Source organism: Saccharothrix variisporea (genome assembly GCF_003634995.1).
GTDB lineage: Bacteria > Actinomycetota > Actinomycetes > Mycobacteriales > Pseudonocardiaceae > Actinosynnema > Actinosynnema variisporeum.
Genome location: NZ_RBXR01000001.1, coordinates 2,409,748 through 2,423,990 on the forward strand (window position 1 = coordinate 2,409,748; position 14,243 = coordinate 2,423,990).

The following is a 14,243-nucleotide window of genomic DNA, read 5'->3' on the forward strand; positions in this document are numbered from 1 at the left end:
TCGACTAGTACGAGCGCGGCAACCGCAAGGTGTGCTGCGCGACGAAGTTCAGGATCATCTCGCGGCTGACCGGAGCGATCCGGGACAGCCTTGACGCGGCGAGCAGGGCCCCGAGTCCGTACTCGGAGGCCAACCCGTTCCCGCCGTGCACCTGGATGGCCTGGTCCACCGCCGCCGCCACCGCCTCCCCCGCCGCGTACTTGGCCATGTTGGCCGCCTCGCCCGCAGCCCGGTCTTCTCCAGCGTCGTAGAGAGCCGCGGCCTTCTGGGTCATCAGCCGAGCGAGCTCGACCTGGATCGCGCACTGCGCCAACGGGTGCGCGACGCCCTGGTGCGCGCCGATCGGCTTGTCCCAGACGGTGCGGGTGCGGGCGTACTCCGACGCCTGGTCGAGCGCGCGGCGGGCCATGCCGGTGGCCAGTGACGCCGCCATGACGCGCTCCGGGTTGAGCCCGGCGAACAGCTGGGCCAACCCGGCGTCCTCGGCGCCCACGAGGGCGTCGGCGGGCAGGCGGACGTCGTCGAAGAAGCACGTGAACTGCTTCTCCGGGGACACGATCTCCATCGGGATGTGCTGGAAGGTGAACCCTTCGGCGTCGGTGGGGACGATCATCAGCGACGGCAGCAGCCGGTTGCCCGTCGCGTCGACGTGCCGGGCCACGACCAGCACCGCGGCGACCTCGTCGACACCGGAGATGTAGTACTTGCCGCCGGACAGGACCCACTCGTCACCGTCGCGGCGCACGGCGGTGGCGAGCTTGTGGGAGTTGGAGCCGGCGTCGGGCTCGGTGATGGCGAAGGCCATCTTGGTGGTGCCGTCGGCGAACCCGGGCAGCCACCGCCGCTTCTGCTCCTCGGTGCCGAAGCGGGCGATGACGGTGGCGCAGATGGCCGGGGAGACGACCATCAGCAGCAGCGGGCAGCCCGCGGCGGCCAGTTCCTCGCACACCGCCGCGAGGTCGCCGATCCCGCCGCCACCGCCGCCGTACTCGGTGGGGACGGCGACACCGAGGTAGCCGAGCTTGCCCGCCTCGGCCCACAGCTCGTCGGTCTTCTCCCCCGCCCGCGCCTTGGCGACGAAGTAGTCCGGCCCGTACTTGCCGGCCAGGTCGGCGACGGCCTTGCGCAGCGCCCGCCGCTCCTCGCTCTCCACGAAGTTGGTCATGACCCCTCCACAACGGCGAGCACGTCGCCCGCATCGACCTGGTGACCCGGCTGGACGAGGACTTCGGCGACCGTGCCGCCGGTCGCGGCGAGCACGCGGTGCTCCATCTTCATCGCCTCCAGCACCAACAACTCCGTGCCGGCCTCGACGTGCTGCCCGGCCTCGACGGACACCCGCACCACGGTTCCCGGCATGGGCGCGACGGTCGCGCCCTCGGCGACCCTGGAGGTGGGTTCCGGGAAGCGGGGCAGCACGCGCAGTGACAACCCGCCGACCTCCACCCGATCCCCATATACGGCAACGGGGTATGTGACCTGCACTCCGTCTTGCGCGAGCACGACGAAATCTTTAGCCGCGCGCACGACTTCGACTTCAGGACTGCATATGACTCCATCGCGGGTGTGCCGGTAGGAGATCTCCACCGATTCACCGTCGAATTCGAAACCGACTTTTTGCGGCTGCGACGGCACATTGCGCCAGCCCAGCGGCAGGGCGGTGCGGCGATTCTCCGCCAGAGCCAGCGCGGCGGCCAGCGCGGCGGGGCGAACGTCCACGTCAGGCCGCTTTGTCAGGCCGTGTTGGGCCAGGAACCCGGTGTGGGTGTCGCCCGCCGCGAAGGCCGGATGGCGCAACGTCCGCACCAGGAGTTCGCGGTTGGTGACCAAGCCGTGCAGCTCCGCCCGGTCCAGCGCGTTGGCCAGTTTGCGCACGGCGGCGGCACGCGTCTCGCCCCACGCCACGACCTTGGCCAGCATGGGGTCGTAGTGCACCCCCACGACGCTGCCGTCCTCCACGCCGCTGTCCACGCGGACGCCGTCCGGGACGCGGAAGCGGTGCAGGGTGCCCGACGCCGGCCGCCAGTCGTGCGCCGGGTCCTCCGCGTACAGGCGGGCCTCGATCGCGTGGCCGTGCGGGGTGGGCGGTTCGGCGGGCAGCCGTGCGCCCTCGGCGATGGCGAGCTGCCAGGCCACCAGGTCCAGGCCGAAGACCTCCTCGGTGACCGGGTGCTCGACCTGGAGGCGGGTGTTGACCTCCAGGAAGTGGAACTCCTGGTCGTCGGTGAACAGGAACTCGACCGTGCCCGCGCCGACGTACCCGATGGCGTGCGCGGCCTTCGTGGCGGCGTCGAACAGCCGCTGCCGGGCCTCGGAGCGCACCGCCGGGCTCGGCGTCTCCTCGATGATCTTCTGGTGCCGCCGCTGGATGGAGCACTCCCGCTCCCCCAGCGCCCACACCGTGCCGTGGGTGTCGGCGAGGATCTGCACCTCGACGTGCCGCGCGTTCTCCAGCAGCGGCTCGCAGAACACCGTGCCGTCGCCGAACGCCGACTCGGCCTCGCGGCGGGCGGCGGCGACGGCCTCGGCCAGTTCTTCGCGGGTCCGCACGACCCGCATGCCCCGGCCACCGCCGCCGGCGGACGCCTTGACCAGCAACGGGAACTCCGTCGCGGTCTCGGGGTCCAGCTCGGGCAGCACCGGCACGCCGGCGTCGGCCATGCGCTTCTTCGCGGCGACCTTCGAGCCCATCGCCTCGATGACCTCGGGGTCCGGACCGACCCACGTGAGACCGGCCCGCTGCACGGCCCGCGCGAACTCGGCGTTCTCGGACAGGAACCCGTAGCCGGGGTGCACGGCGTCCGCGCCGGCCGCCTTCGCCGCCGCCACCAGCGCGTCGATCCGCAGGTAGGTCTCGGCGGGCGCGGCGCCGGGCAGGCGCACCGCCACGTCGGCCTCCCGGACGTGCGGCGCGTCGGCGTCCGGGTCGGAGAACACCGCCACCGGGCTGACGCCCACCGCGCGGCACGTGCGCGCGACGCGGCGGGCGATCTCGCCCCGGTTGGCGATCAGGAGCTTGCTGATCACGGGTGACCTCACATCCGGAAGACGCCGTAGCCGTCGGCGCCCTTGATCTGTCCACTGTGGATCGCCGACAGGCACAGGCCGAGCACCGTGCGGGTGTCGCGCGGGTCGATCACGCCGTCGTCGTAGAGCCGGCCGGACAGGAAGGCGGCCAGGGACTGCTGCTCGATCTGACCCTCGACCATCTGCCGCATGGCCGCGTCGTGCTCCTCGTTGTACTCCTGCCCCTTCGCGGCGGCGGCCTGCCGCGCCACGATCGACAGCACGCCCGCGAGCTGCACCGGCCCCATCACGGCGGACTTGGCGTTGGGCCAGGTGAACAGGAAGCGCGGGTCGTAGGCCCGGCCGCACATGCCGTAGTTGCCCGCGCCGTAGGACGCGCCCATCGTCACGGTCAGGTGCGGCACCCGGCTGTTGGACACCGCGTTGATCATCATGGCGCCGTGCTTGATGATCCCGCCCTGCTCGTACTGCGCGCCGACCATGTAGCCGGTGGTGTTCTGGAGGAACAGCAGCGGGGTGTCCTGCTTGTTGGCCAGCTGGATGAACTGGGTGGCCTTCTGGGCTTCCGCGCTGAACAGCACGCCCCGCGCGTTGGCGAGGACGCCGATCGGGTACCCGTGCAGGTCGGCCCACCCGGTGACCAGGCTGGTGCCGTAGTCGGGCTTGAACTCGTCGAACCGCGAGCCGTCCACGATCCGGGCGATGACCTCGCGCGGGTCGAACGGCACCCGCAGGTCGGTCGGGACCAGGCCGAGCAGCTCTTCCTCGTCGTAGAGCGGCGGTTCGCTGGGCTTGGGCCGTGGTCCGAGCTTGCGCCAGTTCAGGCGGGCGACGATCCGGCGGGTGAGGCGGATCGCGTCCACCTCGTCGGTCGCCACGAAGTCCGCGAGGCCGGAGGTGGTGCCGTGCATCCGCGCGCCGCCCAGCGACTCGTCGTCGGACTCCTCGCCGGTGGCCATCTTGACCAGCGGCGGGCCGCCGAGGAACACCTTGGAGCGCTGGTCGATCATCACCACGTAGTCGGACATGCCCGGCACGTACGCGCCGCCGGCGGTGGCGTTGCCGAACACCGTGCTGATGGTCGGGATGCCGGCCGCGCTCAGCCGGGTCAGGTCCCGGAACGCCCGCCCGCCGGGGATGAAGATCTCGCTCTGGCTGGGCAGGTCCGCCCCACCGGACTCGACCAGGCCGATCAGCGGCAGCCGGTTCTGGAGCGCGATGTCGTTGGCGCGGAACGTCTTGCGCAGGGTGTAGGGGTTGCTCGCGCCGCCGCGCACGGTCGGGTCGTTGGCGACGATCACGCACTCGACGCCCTCGACCACGCCGATGCCCGTGACGACGCTCGCGCCCACCGGGTAGTCGGTGCCCCACGCGGCCAGCGGGGACAGCTCCAGGAACGGGCTGTCCTGGTCCACCAGCAGCTCGATGCGCTCCCGGGCCAGCAACTTGCCGCGCTTGTGGTGCCGTTCGGTGTACTTCGGCCCGCCGCCCGCGAGCGCCTTGGCGTGCTCGGCGTCCAGGTCGGCGAGCTTGGCCAGCAACGCCTCGCGGTTCTCGTGGTACTCCACGGCCCGCGTGTCCAGCCTCGTGCCCAACGTCGTCATGCCGTGAACCCCAATCGCTTCGCGGCCAGCTCCACCATCACCTCGGTGGCGCCGCCGCCGATGCCGAGGATGCGCGCGTCCCGGTAGTGCCGCTCGACCTCGCTGTCACGCATGTACCCCGCGCCGCCGTGCAGCTGGACGGCCGCGTCCACGACTGCTGAACACGCCTCGACGGCCGCGTTCTTGGCGAAGCACACCTGTGCCACCGCCTCCTCGCCGCGCGCCACCTTGACCGCCACCTCGCGGGTGTAGGTACGGGCGAGGTCGGTGCGTTGTGCCATCTCCACCAGCTTGTGCCGGACTACCTGGCGGCCCATGAGCGGGCGGCCGAAGGTCTCCCGTTGGCGGGTGTAGGCGATCGTCAGGTCGAGGCAGCGCTGGGCCGTCGCGTACGCCTGCACGGCCAGGGAGATCCGCTCGACCTGGAACTGGCGCATGATCAGGCCGAACCCGCCGTTCTCCGGGCCGACCAGGTTGGCCGCCGGAACTCTCGCGTCCACAAAGGACAGTTCTGCGGTGTCCGAGCAGTGCCAGCCCATCTTGTCCAGCCGCCGGTCCACGGTGAAGCCCGGGGTGCCCTTCTCGACCACGAGCAGGCTGATGCCCTGGTAGCCCTCGCCGCCGGTCCGCACCGCCGTGGTCACGAAGTCCGCACGGTCGCCCGAGGTGATGAACGTCTTCGACCCGTTGACGACGTAGTGGTCGCCGTCCTTGACGGCTTTCGTGCGGAGAGCGGCCACGTCCGACCCGCCGCCGGGCTCGGTGACCGCCAGCGCGCCGATCAGCTCGCCCTCCAGCGTCGGCCGCACGAACCGGTCGACCAGGTCGGGGCCGCCCGCGTCCACGATGTGCGGGAGCGCGATGCCGTGCGTGAGCAGGGCCGCGATCAGGCCGGACGACCCGCCCGCCTGGATCAGCTCCTCGGTGACGACGACGGTGTCGAGCAGATCGCCCGCCCCGCCGACGCTCTCGGGGAAACCGATGCCCAGCAGGCCGATCTTGGCGGCTTTCCGGTGCAGGGCGCGGGGGACTTCGCCGTCGCGCTCCCAGTCGCCCAGGTGCGGGACGACCTCCTGCTCGGTGAACCGGCGGACGGTGGCCCGCAGGTCCCGGCGCTCCGGCGTCTCGAACAGGTCCGAGGTGGTGTTCACAGCAAGTCCTCCGGGATGTCCACGTGCCGGGACCGCAGCCACTCGCCCAGCGCCTTGGCCTGCGGGTCGAACCGGGTCGAGGACGCCACGCCCTCGCCCAGCAGGCCGTGCAGCACGAAGTTCAGCGCCTTGAGGTTCGGCAGCTCGTACCGGTCCACCTCGCCCGCCTCGGGCAGCAGTTCCTTGAGGCGGGCCACGGTCAGCTCTTCGACCAGCCACGCGTACTGGGCGTCGGTGCGCACCCACACGCCGAGGTTCGCGTCACCGCCCTTGTCGCCTGACCGCGCGCCCGCGATCGTGCCCAACGGGACCCTCATACCGCGACCACCTCCCCGTTCGGCAGGACCGCTTCGTGGCGCACCTCGTGCCGGCCGACGTAAGCGGCCTTGTAGACCCCGTACGGCGTGCCGTCGCCGGGTGGCGCGGTGACGTGGAAGCCCGGGTAGGAGGCCAGCGCCAGCTCGATGCCCGCCCGGGAGAACGCCTTGGCCCGCTTGGGGTCCGAGGTCTTGATCGTGGCGTGGAGCAGGGCCGAGGCGGTTTCCTCGGTCTCGGCGTCGGGGTGGTCGGTGCGGGCCAACGTCCAGGTCAGGCCGTCTTTGCCGATGGCGTCTTCGAGTTGCCGTCGCACCAGTTCGGCTTTGCGCTCGATGTCCAGTCCGCAGAGAACGAACGTGGTGGAGTTGCGGAAGCCGCCGAGGTGGTTCAGGCACACCTTGAGCATGTCCGGCGGCGGGGAGCCCTTCGTGCCGGTGATGCGGACGCCCCTGGGGTGGTCTTCGAGCCGGATGGTGTCGAAGTGGCTGGTGACGTCCGGGCCGAGGTAGGCCGGTGCGCCGATCTCGTACAGGAGTTGGGCGGTGACCGTGTCGATCGTGACCGCGCCGCCCGTGCCGTCGTGCTTGGTGATCAGCGCGGAACCGTCGGCCTCGATCTCGGCGATCGGGAAGCCGGGACGGGTCGCGTCGATCTCGGTGAAGAAGGCGTAGTTGCCGCCCGTGGCCTGGGTGCCGCACTCCAGGACGTGCCCGGCGACGGTCGCGCCGGCGAGCTTGTCCCAGTCGGTGCGGCCCCAGCCGAAGTGGGCGGCGGCCGGTCCGACGACCAGCGAGGCGTCGGTGACCCGGCCCGTGACGACGACGTCCGCACCGGCCTTCAGGCACTCCGCGATGCCCCACGCGCCCAGGTAGGCGTTGGCGGTCAGGGCTTCCGGGAACCGGGGGCGCAGGTCGTCCCCGGTCACGTGGGCGACCTTGGCCTGGAGGCCGAGCTTGTCGATCGCTTGCGCGAGCCCGGCGGGGTTGAGACCGCCCGCGTTGGAGACGATCTTGACCCCGCGGTCGAGGGCGAGGCCGAGGGTGTCTTCGAGCTGGCGCAGGAAGGTGCGGGCGTAGCCGAGGTCGGCGTCCTTCATGCGGTCGCGGCCGAGGATGAGCATGGTGAGCTCGGCCAGGTAGTCGCCGGTGAGGACGTCGAGGTCACCGCCCTCCAGCATCTCCCGGACGGCGGAGAAGCGGTCGCCGTAGAACCCCGAGGCGTTGCCGATCCGGATCACGCCGACCCCTCTTCCGGGTCCGGCACGGCCTTCTCGCGGCCCGGTCCGGGCGGTCCGGCGAAGGCCTGGGCGATCGGCAGCCAGGCGGAGGCCACTTCACCTTCTGCCTTCACGTCGAGGTCGTCGCGGTGCCGCCGCTGGGTCGCGAGCAGGCAGAAGTCCAGGGCGGGTCCGGTGATGCGGTCGGAGGCGTCCTCCGGACCCCACGTCCACAGCTCGCCAGCCGGCCCGACCAGCTCGACCCGGACGGGGGCGGTCGGCGCCGGGAGGCCGTTGACCAGGAACGCGTACCCCATCGCCCGCACGGCGATGTGGGCGACGTGCTTGAGGCGGTGGGTCGGTTCGCGGGTCACGCCCAGCGCGTCGGCGACGTCCTGTCCGTGCGCCCACGTCTCCATCAACCGCGCGGTCGCCATCGAGGCCGGACTCATCGGAGGCCCGAACCACGGCACCTTCACCCCGGCCGGCACCGCGAGCAACGCCCGTTCCAGCTCGTCGCGACCGGCCCGCCACTCCTCCAGCGTCACCGGCTCTTCCGCGCCCTTGTCCACCAGGTCCGGGGTCGCGGTCCTCAGCGCTTCCGCGAACGCTTCCGGGTCGGTCGCCGCCAGCGCGGCGATGCGGTCGGTCCAGCGCAGGTGGCTGATCTGGTGCGCGATCGTCCAGCCCGGCGCAGGTGTGGCGATCGACCAGTCTTCAAGCGGGGCCACCAGGTCGTCCAACACCTGGCTTTCGGCTTTGAGATCGGCCAACACCTCGTCGATCACAGCGCGTCCTCCAGCATCGTCGCCCAGTGCCGGACGATCCGCGCGCGCCGCTTGCCGTCGTCGGTGAGCTGGTTGGCCAGGGCCAAGCCGCGCACCAGGTCGAGGGTGATCTGCACGGCTTCGCGGACGCCCGGCTTCGTCTCGTCGGCGCCCAACAGCTCCACGGCCAGGCGGTGGGTCTCGCGCCCGAGCCGGACTTCCAGTGGGACCACGACCGTCTTCAGGTCGGGATCGGTCCGGGCCGCGACCCACAGCTCCAGGGCGGCGGTGAACAGGTCGCTGGCGTAGAAGTCGGCGATCAGCTCGACCACCGCGACCGTGCTGCCGTTGACCCGCGCGGCCCGCTCCTTGAGGTGCTGCACGCTCTCCGCACCGAGGTGCTCCACCGCGGCGGCGACCAGCTCACCGCGGGTGCGGAAGTGGTGCAGCTGAGCGCCCCGGGACACTCCCGCGCGCTCGGCGACCACCGTCGTCGTCGTGCCCGACCAGCCCAGTTCCACCAGGCACTCGACGGTCGCTTCCATCAGCTTGCGCCGGGTCTCGCGGCTGCGGTCGGCCTGCCGCTGCCTGGTCTCGGTACCCATGCAGCGGAGTGTTCCGCGCCACTAACAAACAGTCAAGACTGATTGTTAGTGGCGCGGAACCCGTCACCAGCCGCCCTGGACCATCGTTTGGAACAGCCACTTCCCGCCGGCCTTCACCAGCAGGTCGCCGTACCGCACGACCTGGCTGTACTCACCCACGGTGATGGTCGCGTCGGTGATCACGAAGACGAGGTTGGCGTTGACGAACACCGGCGTCCGCACGGACTCCATGTGCACGTCCCCGTCCCCGAGCTGCGCGGCCATGTCCCGCAGGAACCGCTCCCGGTCCCACGACTCGGCCGCCCCGTCGGTGACGGCGTTGACCGGGAACAACGCCATCCCGGCCATCGCCTCCACGTCCTTGGCCACCGCCAACGCGTCCCACTGCTCGAACCACTCCAGAACGCCTCGGACGTCCTCGTCGGTCGGCACGAACCCAGCACCACTATCCGGCACAGCACTCATGCCGTACGTTGTACCGTACGATGTACGGCGACCGCAGGACTACTTTCAGTAGCGGTAGTGCTCCGGCTTGTACGGCCCCTCCACCGCCACGCCCGCGTACTCCGCCTGCTTCTTCGTCAGCTCGGTCAGGTGCACGTCCAGCGCGTCCAGGTGCAGCCGCGCCACCTTCTCGTCCAGCAGCTTCGGCAGCCGGTACACCGACCGCCCGTACTCCCCCGGCTTGGTGAACAGCTCGATCTGCGCCAGCACCTGGTTGGCGAACGAGTTGGACATGACGAAGCTCGGGTGCCCGGTCGCGTTGCCCAGGTTCATCAGCCGCCCCTCGGACAGCACCAGGATCGAGTGCCCGTCCGGGAACACCCACTCGTGCACCTGCGGCTTGATCTCGATCCGCCGGATGCCCGGCACCTTCGCCAGCCCCGCCATGTCGATCTCGTGGTCGAAGTGGCCCACGTTGCCGACGATCGCGTTGTGCTTCATGCGCGCCAGGTGCTCGACGCGGATCACGTCGACGTTGCCGGTCGTGGTGATGAAGATGTCACCGCGTTCCACCACCTCGTCCAGCCGGCGCACCTCCAGGCCGTCCATCGACGCCTGCAACGCGCAGATCGGGTCGATCTCGGTCACCACGACCCGCGCGCCCTGCCCGCGCAGCGAGTCCGCCGCGCCCTTGCCGACGTCGCCGTACCCGCACACCACGGCCAGCTTGCCGCCCAGCATGACGTCCGTGGCCCGGTTGAGCCCGTCGGCCAGGGAGTGCCGGATGCCGTACCGGTTGTCGAACTTCGACTTGGTGACCGAGTCGTTGACGTTGAACCCGGGGAACAGCAGTTCGCCGACCTCGGCCAGCTTGTAGAGCCGGTTGACGCCGTTGGTGGTCTCCTCCGACACGCCCCGGATGCCGGCGGCGATCCGGGTGAACCGCTGGGGGTCGTCGGCGATGCTGTCGGCCAGGGTCGCCAGGATGATCCGGTACTCCTCGCCGTCCTCCTCCGCGGCCCGCGGCACCGCGTCCGCGGCCTCGAACTCGACGCCCTTGTGCACCAGCAGGGTGGCGTCGCCGCCGTCGTCGACCACCAGGTTCGGCCCCTCGGGGAACCCGAAGATCTTCTCGGCGCACCACCAGTACTCCTCCAGCGTCTCGCCCTTCCAGGCGAACACCGGGGTGCCGGCCGGCGCGTCGACCGTCCCCTCCGGCCCGACGACGACCGCGGCGGCGGCCTCGTCCTGGGTGGAGAAGATGTTGCAGGACGCCCAGCGCACCTCCGCGCCCAGCGCCACCAGCGTCTCGATCAGCACGGCGGTCTGCACGGTCATGTGCAGCGACCCGGCGATGCGCGCGCCGCGCAGCGGCTGGGCCGCCGCGTACTCCCGGCGCAACGCCATCAGGCCCGGCATCTCGTGCTCGGCGAGCCGGATCTGGTGCCGGCCGGCCTCGGCCAGCGCCAGGTCCGCCACGGCGAACTCGATGCCGTCGACCGTCTTCAGCTTGTCACTCATGTGTCCCTCAGTCCAATGTGGAGGAACCGCCAGGGCACGCCGAACTCCGCTCACGACGAGCGCGAGCGGTGCGGCACGACGGGGTGCACCGTCAGTTCGGGGGCCTGCCCAAAGCGGAACCTCCTGTGGTCAGGAGGCGCCCTTGGGTCGAGTGATCGCGGACCGAGCGTGGCGGACCTCCCGGGTCCGTCGCAGCGCCTCTCGGCCGCACGTCCCAGGATGGCCAGAACACGCCGGCGGTGTCAACCCAGCCGGCTCAACCCGATGTCCCGGAACAACTGCACGGCCTCGCGGGTCACCGAACGCAGGCCCGGGACCCGGGACATCGCCAGCAGCTTGCCGATCAGGGGCGCGCTGCGGGTGATCAGCGTCCGCGTGCCGCGCTGCCCCTCGGACTTGTCGTGCACCCAGTACAGCACCACGCCCATCTGGAACAGCCACAGCAGCTCCGGCAGGTCCTCGCGCAGCTGGGGATCGACCTTCACGCCCTCCAGCAGCCGCCGGTGGACGTCGATCGCGGTCTCCCGCGCGTTGCCGGACTCGGTGGAGAACGGACTGAGCGGGCTGTTCGGGTCGATCGCGTTCTTGAAGAACTGCACGGCGAACTCGTGGTAGGGCGCGGACACCTCCAGCCACGCCAGCAGCACCGCCGTCAGCCGGGAGGTGAAGTCGGCGTCGGCGTCGAACACGGCCGCGGAGGCCCGCCGGTGGGCCTCGGCCATCTGGTCGTAGAAGCCTTGGACCAGGTGTTCCTTGGACGGGAAGTAGTAGTAGGCGTTGCCGACGGACACCCCCGCTTCCTTCGCGATGGCCCTCATCGTGGTGCGGTCGTAGCCGTGCTCGCGGAACAGGCGCAGCGCGGTGTCCACGATGAGGGCCCGCGTCTGCTCACTCTTGGCAGGTTTCTCCACAGTCCTCATCCTTGGTCATCGCACGCAGCCGGTCGGCCAGTTCGGTCGCGGCGCGCAGGAAGAGCCGGTGCCCCGACCGGGAGAGCCGGTTCGCCATCGGCCGCCACGCGCGCAACGCCCACAGGCACACCAGCCAGGCCCGTTCGCCCCGGTAGACCTCGCCCCGGTCGCCGATGACGGTGATCACCTGGAGGGTCTGGGCGTGGTCGAGCTCGGGGAACCGCCGGCGGGCCACGTCCGAGTTCGCGGGGACGAACTCCAGCCGCACGAGCTGCTCCTGCCGGGACAGCCACCCCTTGGCCTTGCGGCAGAACGGGCAGTCCGCGTCGTAGAGGACGGTGAGGGCGGCGGTCCGCACTGTGGTCGGCACCGCGGTCGGCGTGGTCATGCGAGCTTCGTGTAGGCGTCGGGACCGACCGGCGGCAGCGACTGGGCCTGGTGCAGGCTGCGGCGGCGCATGCGGCCGAGGACGAAGACGTTGCCCAGGTGCAGGACGCCCAGCACGATCAGCACCGTCCCGACCTTCACCGACAGCGTCTCGAACACCTCCCGGGTCTGGCCGACCGCGTCGGCGGTGCGCAGGTACCAGGCGACGAAGCCGAAGTTGACCAGGTAGAAGCCGACCACCAGCAGGTGGTTGACCGTCCGTGCCAGCTCCTCGTTGCCGCCGAAGACGTCGACCAGGAAGACCTTCCCGTTGCGGCTGAGGGTGTTCCCGACCCAGATGGTCAGACCGATGCTGAGCAGCAGGTACAGGACGTAGGTGAGGACCAGCGGGTCCATGCGTTCCCCCTTTTTGAACGTGTTCAACTCCCTGGGGGCGAGCGTACGCCCGCGTTTTGAACATGTTCAAGAAGAAATTTCGACCTATGCAACTCGTTGCACAGCAACCCGGCGCATATTACGGTCACTCGCATGGCGTACTCGCGTTTCGTCGCACTGGGTGACAGCCAGACCGAGGGCATCGGCGACGGCGACGACCTCACCGGCCACCGGGGCTGGGCCGACCGGCTCGCCGAGCGACTGGCGACGACCAACCCCGACCTGACCTACGCCAACCTGGCCGTGCGCGGGAAGCTCGCCGCCGACGTGCGGCGGGACCAGCTCGCCCCCGCCCTCGCGCTGCGGCCGGACCTGGCGAGCGTGGTGGCCGGGATGAACGACCTGCTGCGCCCGAAGTTCTCGGCGGCCGAGGTCGCGGGGCACCTGGAGGCGGTGTTCGCGGCGCTGACCGGTGCCGGCGCGCACGTCGTCACGCTGACCTTCCCCGACATCGGCGTCGTCACCCCGCTCGCCCGACCCCTGCGCCCGCGCGTGCTGGCGCTCAACGCGGCCATCCGGGCGGCGGCGGAACGGCACGGGGTGACGGTGGTGGACACCCACCCGTACCCGGCGGTGTGCGACGCGCGGCTGTGGAGCGCGGACCGGTTGCACGCCAACGCATTGGGGCACGCGCTCATCGCCGACGCGGTGGCGCACGGTCTCGGGCTGCCGGGTGCCGACGACTCGTGGCGACGTCCGTTCCCGGACCCGGCGGGGCGGGTCACCGCGATGACCGAGATCCGGTGGCTGGCGGGCTTCTTGGCGCCGTGGCTGCTGCGCCGGGTGCGGGGCCGGTCGTCGGGTGACGGCCGGACCGCCAAGCGCCCGGACCTCCTGCCCCTCGCCTAGCCCCGGGCGGTTCCGGTCGGGAACCGCCCGGGGCACTCACCAAGGACTACTGGCCGAAGCGTCGACGCCGGGCCAGCGCGACGCACGCGCCGCCGAGCAGGACGAGCAGCGTGCCGACCGGGACGAGCCACGCCGTGCGGGAACCCGTGGAGGCCAACGGCTTCTGCTGGTCGGCGGCCAGCGGGGCGGTGGTGGTCGTCGTCGTGACCTGGGCACCGGACGTCGTGGTCGTCGCCGCCGGAGTCGTGGTGGTCGTCACCGGGGTCGTGGTCGTCGTCACCGGGGTCGTGGTCGTGGTGCTGCCCGACGTCGGCGTGGTGGTCGTGGTGCTGCCGGACGTCGGCGTGGTGGTCGTGGTCGTGGCCGACGTCGTGGTGCCCGACGTCGTGGTGGTCGTGGCGGTCGTGCTGGACGTCGTAGTGGTGGTGGTCGGGTAGGTCGTGCTCGACGTGGAAGTGGTCGTGGTGGTTGCGCCCACGGACGTCGTCGTCGTGGTGGTCGGCGAGGTGGTCGTCGTCGTGGTGGTGGTCGTGGTGGTCGTCGTCTTGGTGCCGCAGGCGTACCAGTGGCTGATCTCCGCCGGCTGACCCGAACTCGCCAGGGGCGCGTGCAGGTCCAGCCACGGCAGGTCGCCCAAGCCCTTGTAGACGTTGTAGGCGTTGGTGCCCTTCACCACGACGCCGGTCAGGGTGTAGCCCTCCGGCACGGCGGTCACGTCGAGGTACGTGCCGTCGTCGGTCGACGTGACCTGGATGATCTCCCCGGCCAGACCGGCGTCCGCGCAGGTGGTGGCGTTGCCCGGGTAGGCGGTGGCGCGGGAGTCACCCGAGACGGGCGGCGGGTCGTCCGGCGGTTGGGCGTTGGCTGTGCCGAACCACACCACACCGACGGCGAGCAGACAGGCCGCCAACTGGCAGGTCCGGGTGAGGGTCGTGCGCACGTCGTCCTCCAAGATCGGCGGCACCCCGCAACAGTGCGGACCAGAAAGCTTGGCCACAGCCGAAGCGG

The 14,243-nt window shown here is 71.0% G+C and carries 13 protein-coding genes and 1 pseudogene; 1 reads left to right on the forward strand and 13 read right to left on the reverse strand.

The window, feature by feature from the left end; genetic code table 11:
- Nucleotides 1–4: 4 nt before the first annotated feature.
- From DFJ66_RS10455 to DFJ66_RS10510, 12 genes and pseudogenes are all read right to left on the reverse strand, one after another.
- The gene (locus tag DFJ66_RS10455) at nucleotides 5–1,165 is read right to left on the reverse strand and encodes an acyl-CoA dehydrogenase family protein (RefSeq protein WP_121220264.1); all 1,161 of its coding nucleotides are present in this window, start codon (nucleotides 1,163–1,165) and stop codon (nucleotides 5–7) included.
- Complete coding sequence (locus DFJ66_RS10460; RefSeq protein WP_121220266.1) at nucleotides 1,162–3,027, reverse strand: acetyl/propionyl/methylcrotonyl-CoA carboxylase subunit alpha; 1,866 nt, start codon at nucleotides 3,025–3,027, stop codon at nucleotides 1,162–1,164. Before DFJ66_RS10460 ends, DFJ66_RS10455 begins: the two co-directional genes overlap by 4 nt.
- An 8-nt stretch (nucleotides 3,028–3,035) precedes the next feature.
- Nucleotides 3,036–4,631 carry an acyl-CoA carboxylase subunit beta gene (locus tag DFJ66_RS10465; protein WP_170199261.1) on the reverse strand — a complete coding sequence of 532 codons (1,596 nt, stop codon included), beginning with the start codon at nucleotides 4,629–4,631 and terminating at the stop codon, nucleotides 3,036–3,038.
- Nucleotides 4,628–5,782 (reverse strand): acyl-CoA dehydrogenase family protein, encoded by a 1,155-nt coding sequence (locus DFJ66_RS10470; RefSeq protein ID WP_121220268.1) that lies wholly within the window; start codon nucleotides 5,780–5,782, stop codon nucleotides 4,628–4,630. Before DFJ66_RS10470 ends, DFJ66_RS10465 begins: the two co-directional genes overlap by 4 nt.
- Nucleotides 5,779–7,277, reverse strand: a pseudogene (locus tag DFJ66_RS10475) (acyclic terpene utilization AtuA family protein). The gene DFJ66_RS10470 and the pseudogene DFJ66_RS10475 overlap by 4 nt, the downstream one beginning before the upstream one ends.
- 56 nt (nucleotides 7,278–7,333) lie before the next feature.
- A complete protein-coding gene (locus DFJ66_RS10480) occupies nucleotides 7,334–8,104 on the reverse strand; it encodes a TIGR03084 family metal-binding protein (RefSeq protein ID WP_121220270.1) in 771 nt (256 codons plus the stop codon).
- Complete coding sequence (locus DFJ66_RS10485; protein WP_121220272.1) at nucleotides 8,101–8,688, reverse strand: TetR/AcrR family transcriptional regulator; 588 nt, start codon at nucleotides 8,686–8,688, stop codon at nucleotides 8,101–8,103. The genes DFJ66_RS10480 and DFJ66_RS10485 overlap by 4 nt, the downstream gene beginning before the upstream one ends.
- Nucleotides 8,689–8,751: 63 nt before the next feature.
- Nucleotides 8,752–9,153: a nuclear transport factor 2 family protein gene (locus DFJ66_RS10490; protein ID WP_121220274.1), complete on the reverse strand. Its 402-nt coding sequence runs from the start codon at nucleotides 9,151–9,153 to the stop codon at nucleotides 8,752–8,754.
- Between the two features lie 45 nt (nucleotides 9,154–9,198).
- Nucleotides 9,199–10,653 (reverse strand): adenosylhomocysteinase, encoded by a 1,455-nt coding sequence (gene ahcY, locus DFJ66_RS10495; protein ID WP_121220276.1) that lies wholly within the window; start codon nucleotides 10,651–10,653, stop codon nucleotides 9,199–9,201.
- Nucleotides 10,654–10,895: 242 nt separating this feature from the next.
- Nucleotides 10,896–11,573 carry a TetR/AcrR family transcriptional regulator gene (locus DFJ66_RS10500; RefSeq protein ID WP_121220278.1) on the reverse strand — a complete coding sequence of 226 codons (678 nt, stop codon included), beginning with the start codon at nucleotides 11,571–11,573 and terminating at the stop codon, nucleotides 10,896–10,898.
- The gene (locus DFJ66_RS10505) at nucleotides 11,542–11,952 is read right to left on the reverse strand and encodes a thiol-disulfide oxidoreductase DCC family protein (RefSeq protein WP_121220281.1); all 411 of its coding nucleotides are present in this window, start codon (nucleotides 11,950–11,952) and stop codon (nucleotides 11,542–11,544) included. Before DFJ66_RS10505 ends, DFJ66_RS10500 begins: the two co-directional genes overlap by 32 nt.
- A complete protein-coding gene (locus tag DFJ66_RS10510; protein WP_121220284.1) occupies nucleotides 11,949–12,347 on the reverse strand; it encodes a hypothetical protein in 399 nt (132 codons plus the stop codon). The genes DFJ66_RS10505 and DFJ66_RS10510 overlap by 4 nt, the downstream gene beginning before the upstream one ends.
- A gap of 132 nt (nucleotides 12,348–12,479) precedes the next feature.
- On the opposite strand from DFJ66_RS10510, the gene DFJ66_RS10515 reads away from it, so the two are divergent.
- The gene (locus DFJ66_RS10515) at nucleotides 12,480–13,235 is read left to right on the forward strand and encodes an SGNH/GDSL hydrolase family protein (RefSeq protein WP_121220286.1); all 756 of its coding nucleotides are present in this window, start codon (nucleotides 12,480–12,482) and stop codon (nucleotides 13,233–13,235) included.
- Nucleotides 13,236–13,281: 46 nt separating this feature from the next.
- On the opposite strand, the gene DFJ66_RS43375 is transcribed toward DFJ66_RS10515, so the two are convergent.
- Nucleotides 13,282–14,199 (reverse strand): hypothetical protein, encoded by a 918-nt coding sequence (locus DFJ66_RS43375; RefSeq protein WP_211351062.1) that lies wholly within the window; start codon nucleotides 14,197–14,199, stop codon nucleotides 13,282–13,284.
- Between the last annotated feature and the right edge of the window lie 44 nt (nucleotides 14,200–14,243).

Coding starts and splice junctions, on each gene's coding strand:
- DFJ66_RS10455 (WP_121220264.1), bottom strand. CDS start 1,165: ATGACCAACTTCGTGGAGAGCGAGGAGCGGCGGGCGCTGCGCAAGGCC.
- DFJ66_RS10465 (WP_170199261.1), bottom strand. CDS start 4,631: ATGACGACGTTGGGCACGAGGCTGGACACGCGGGCCGTGGAGTACCAC.
- DFJ66_RS10485 (WP_121220272.1), bottom strand. CDS start 8,688: ATGGGTACCGAGACCAGGCAGCGGCAGGCCGACCGCAGCCGCGAGACC.
- DFJ66_RS10490 (WP_121220274.1), bottom strand. CDS start 9,153: ATGAGTGCTGTGCCGGATAGTGGTGCTGGGTTCGTGCCGACCGACGAG.
- ahcY (WP_121220276.1), bottom strand. CDS start 10,653: ATGAGTGACAAGCTGAAGACGGTCGACGGCATCGAGTTCGCCGTGGCG.
- DFJ66_RS10500 (WP_121220278.1), bottom strand. CDS start 11,573: ATGAGGACTGTGGAGAAACCTGCCAAGAGTGAGCAGACGCGGGCCCTC.
- DFJ66_RS10505 (WP_121220281.1), bottom strand. CDS start 11,952: ATGACCACGCCGACCGCGGTGCCGACCACAGTGCGGACCGCCGCCCTC.
- DFJ66_RS10510 (WP_121220284.1), bottom strand. CDS start 12,347: ATGGACCCGCTGGTCCTCACCTACGTCCTGTACCTGCTGCTCAGCATC.
- DFJ66_RS10515 (WP_121220286.1), top strand. CDS start 12,480: ATGGCGTACTCGCGTTTCGTCGCACTGGGTGACAGCCAGACCGAGGGC.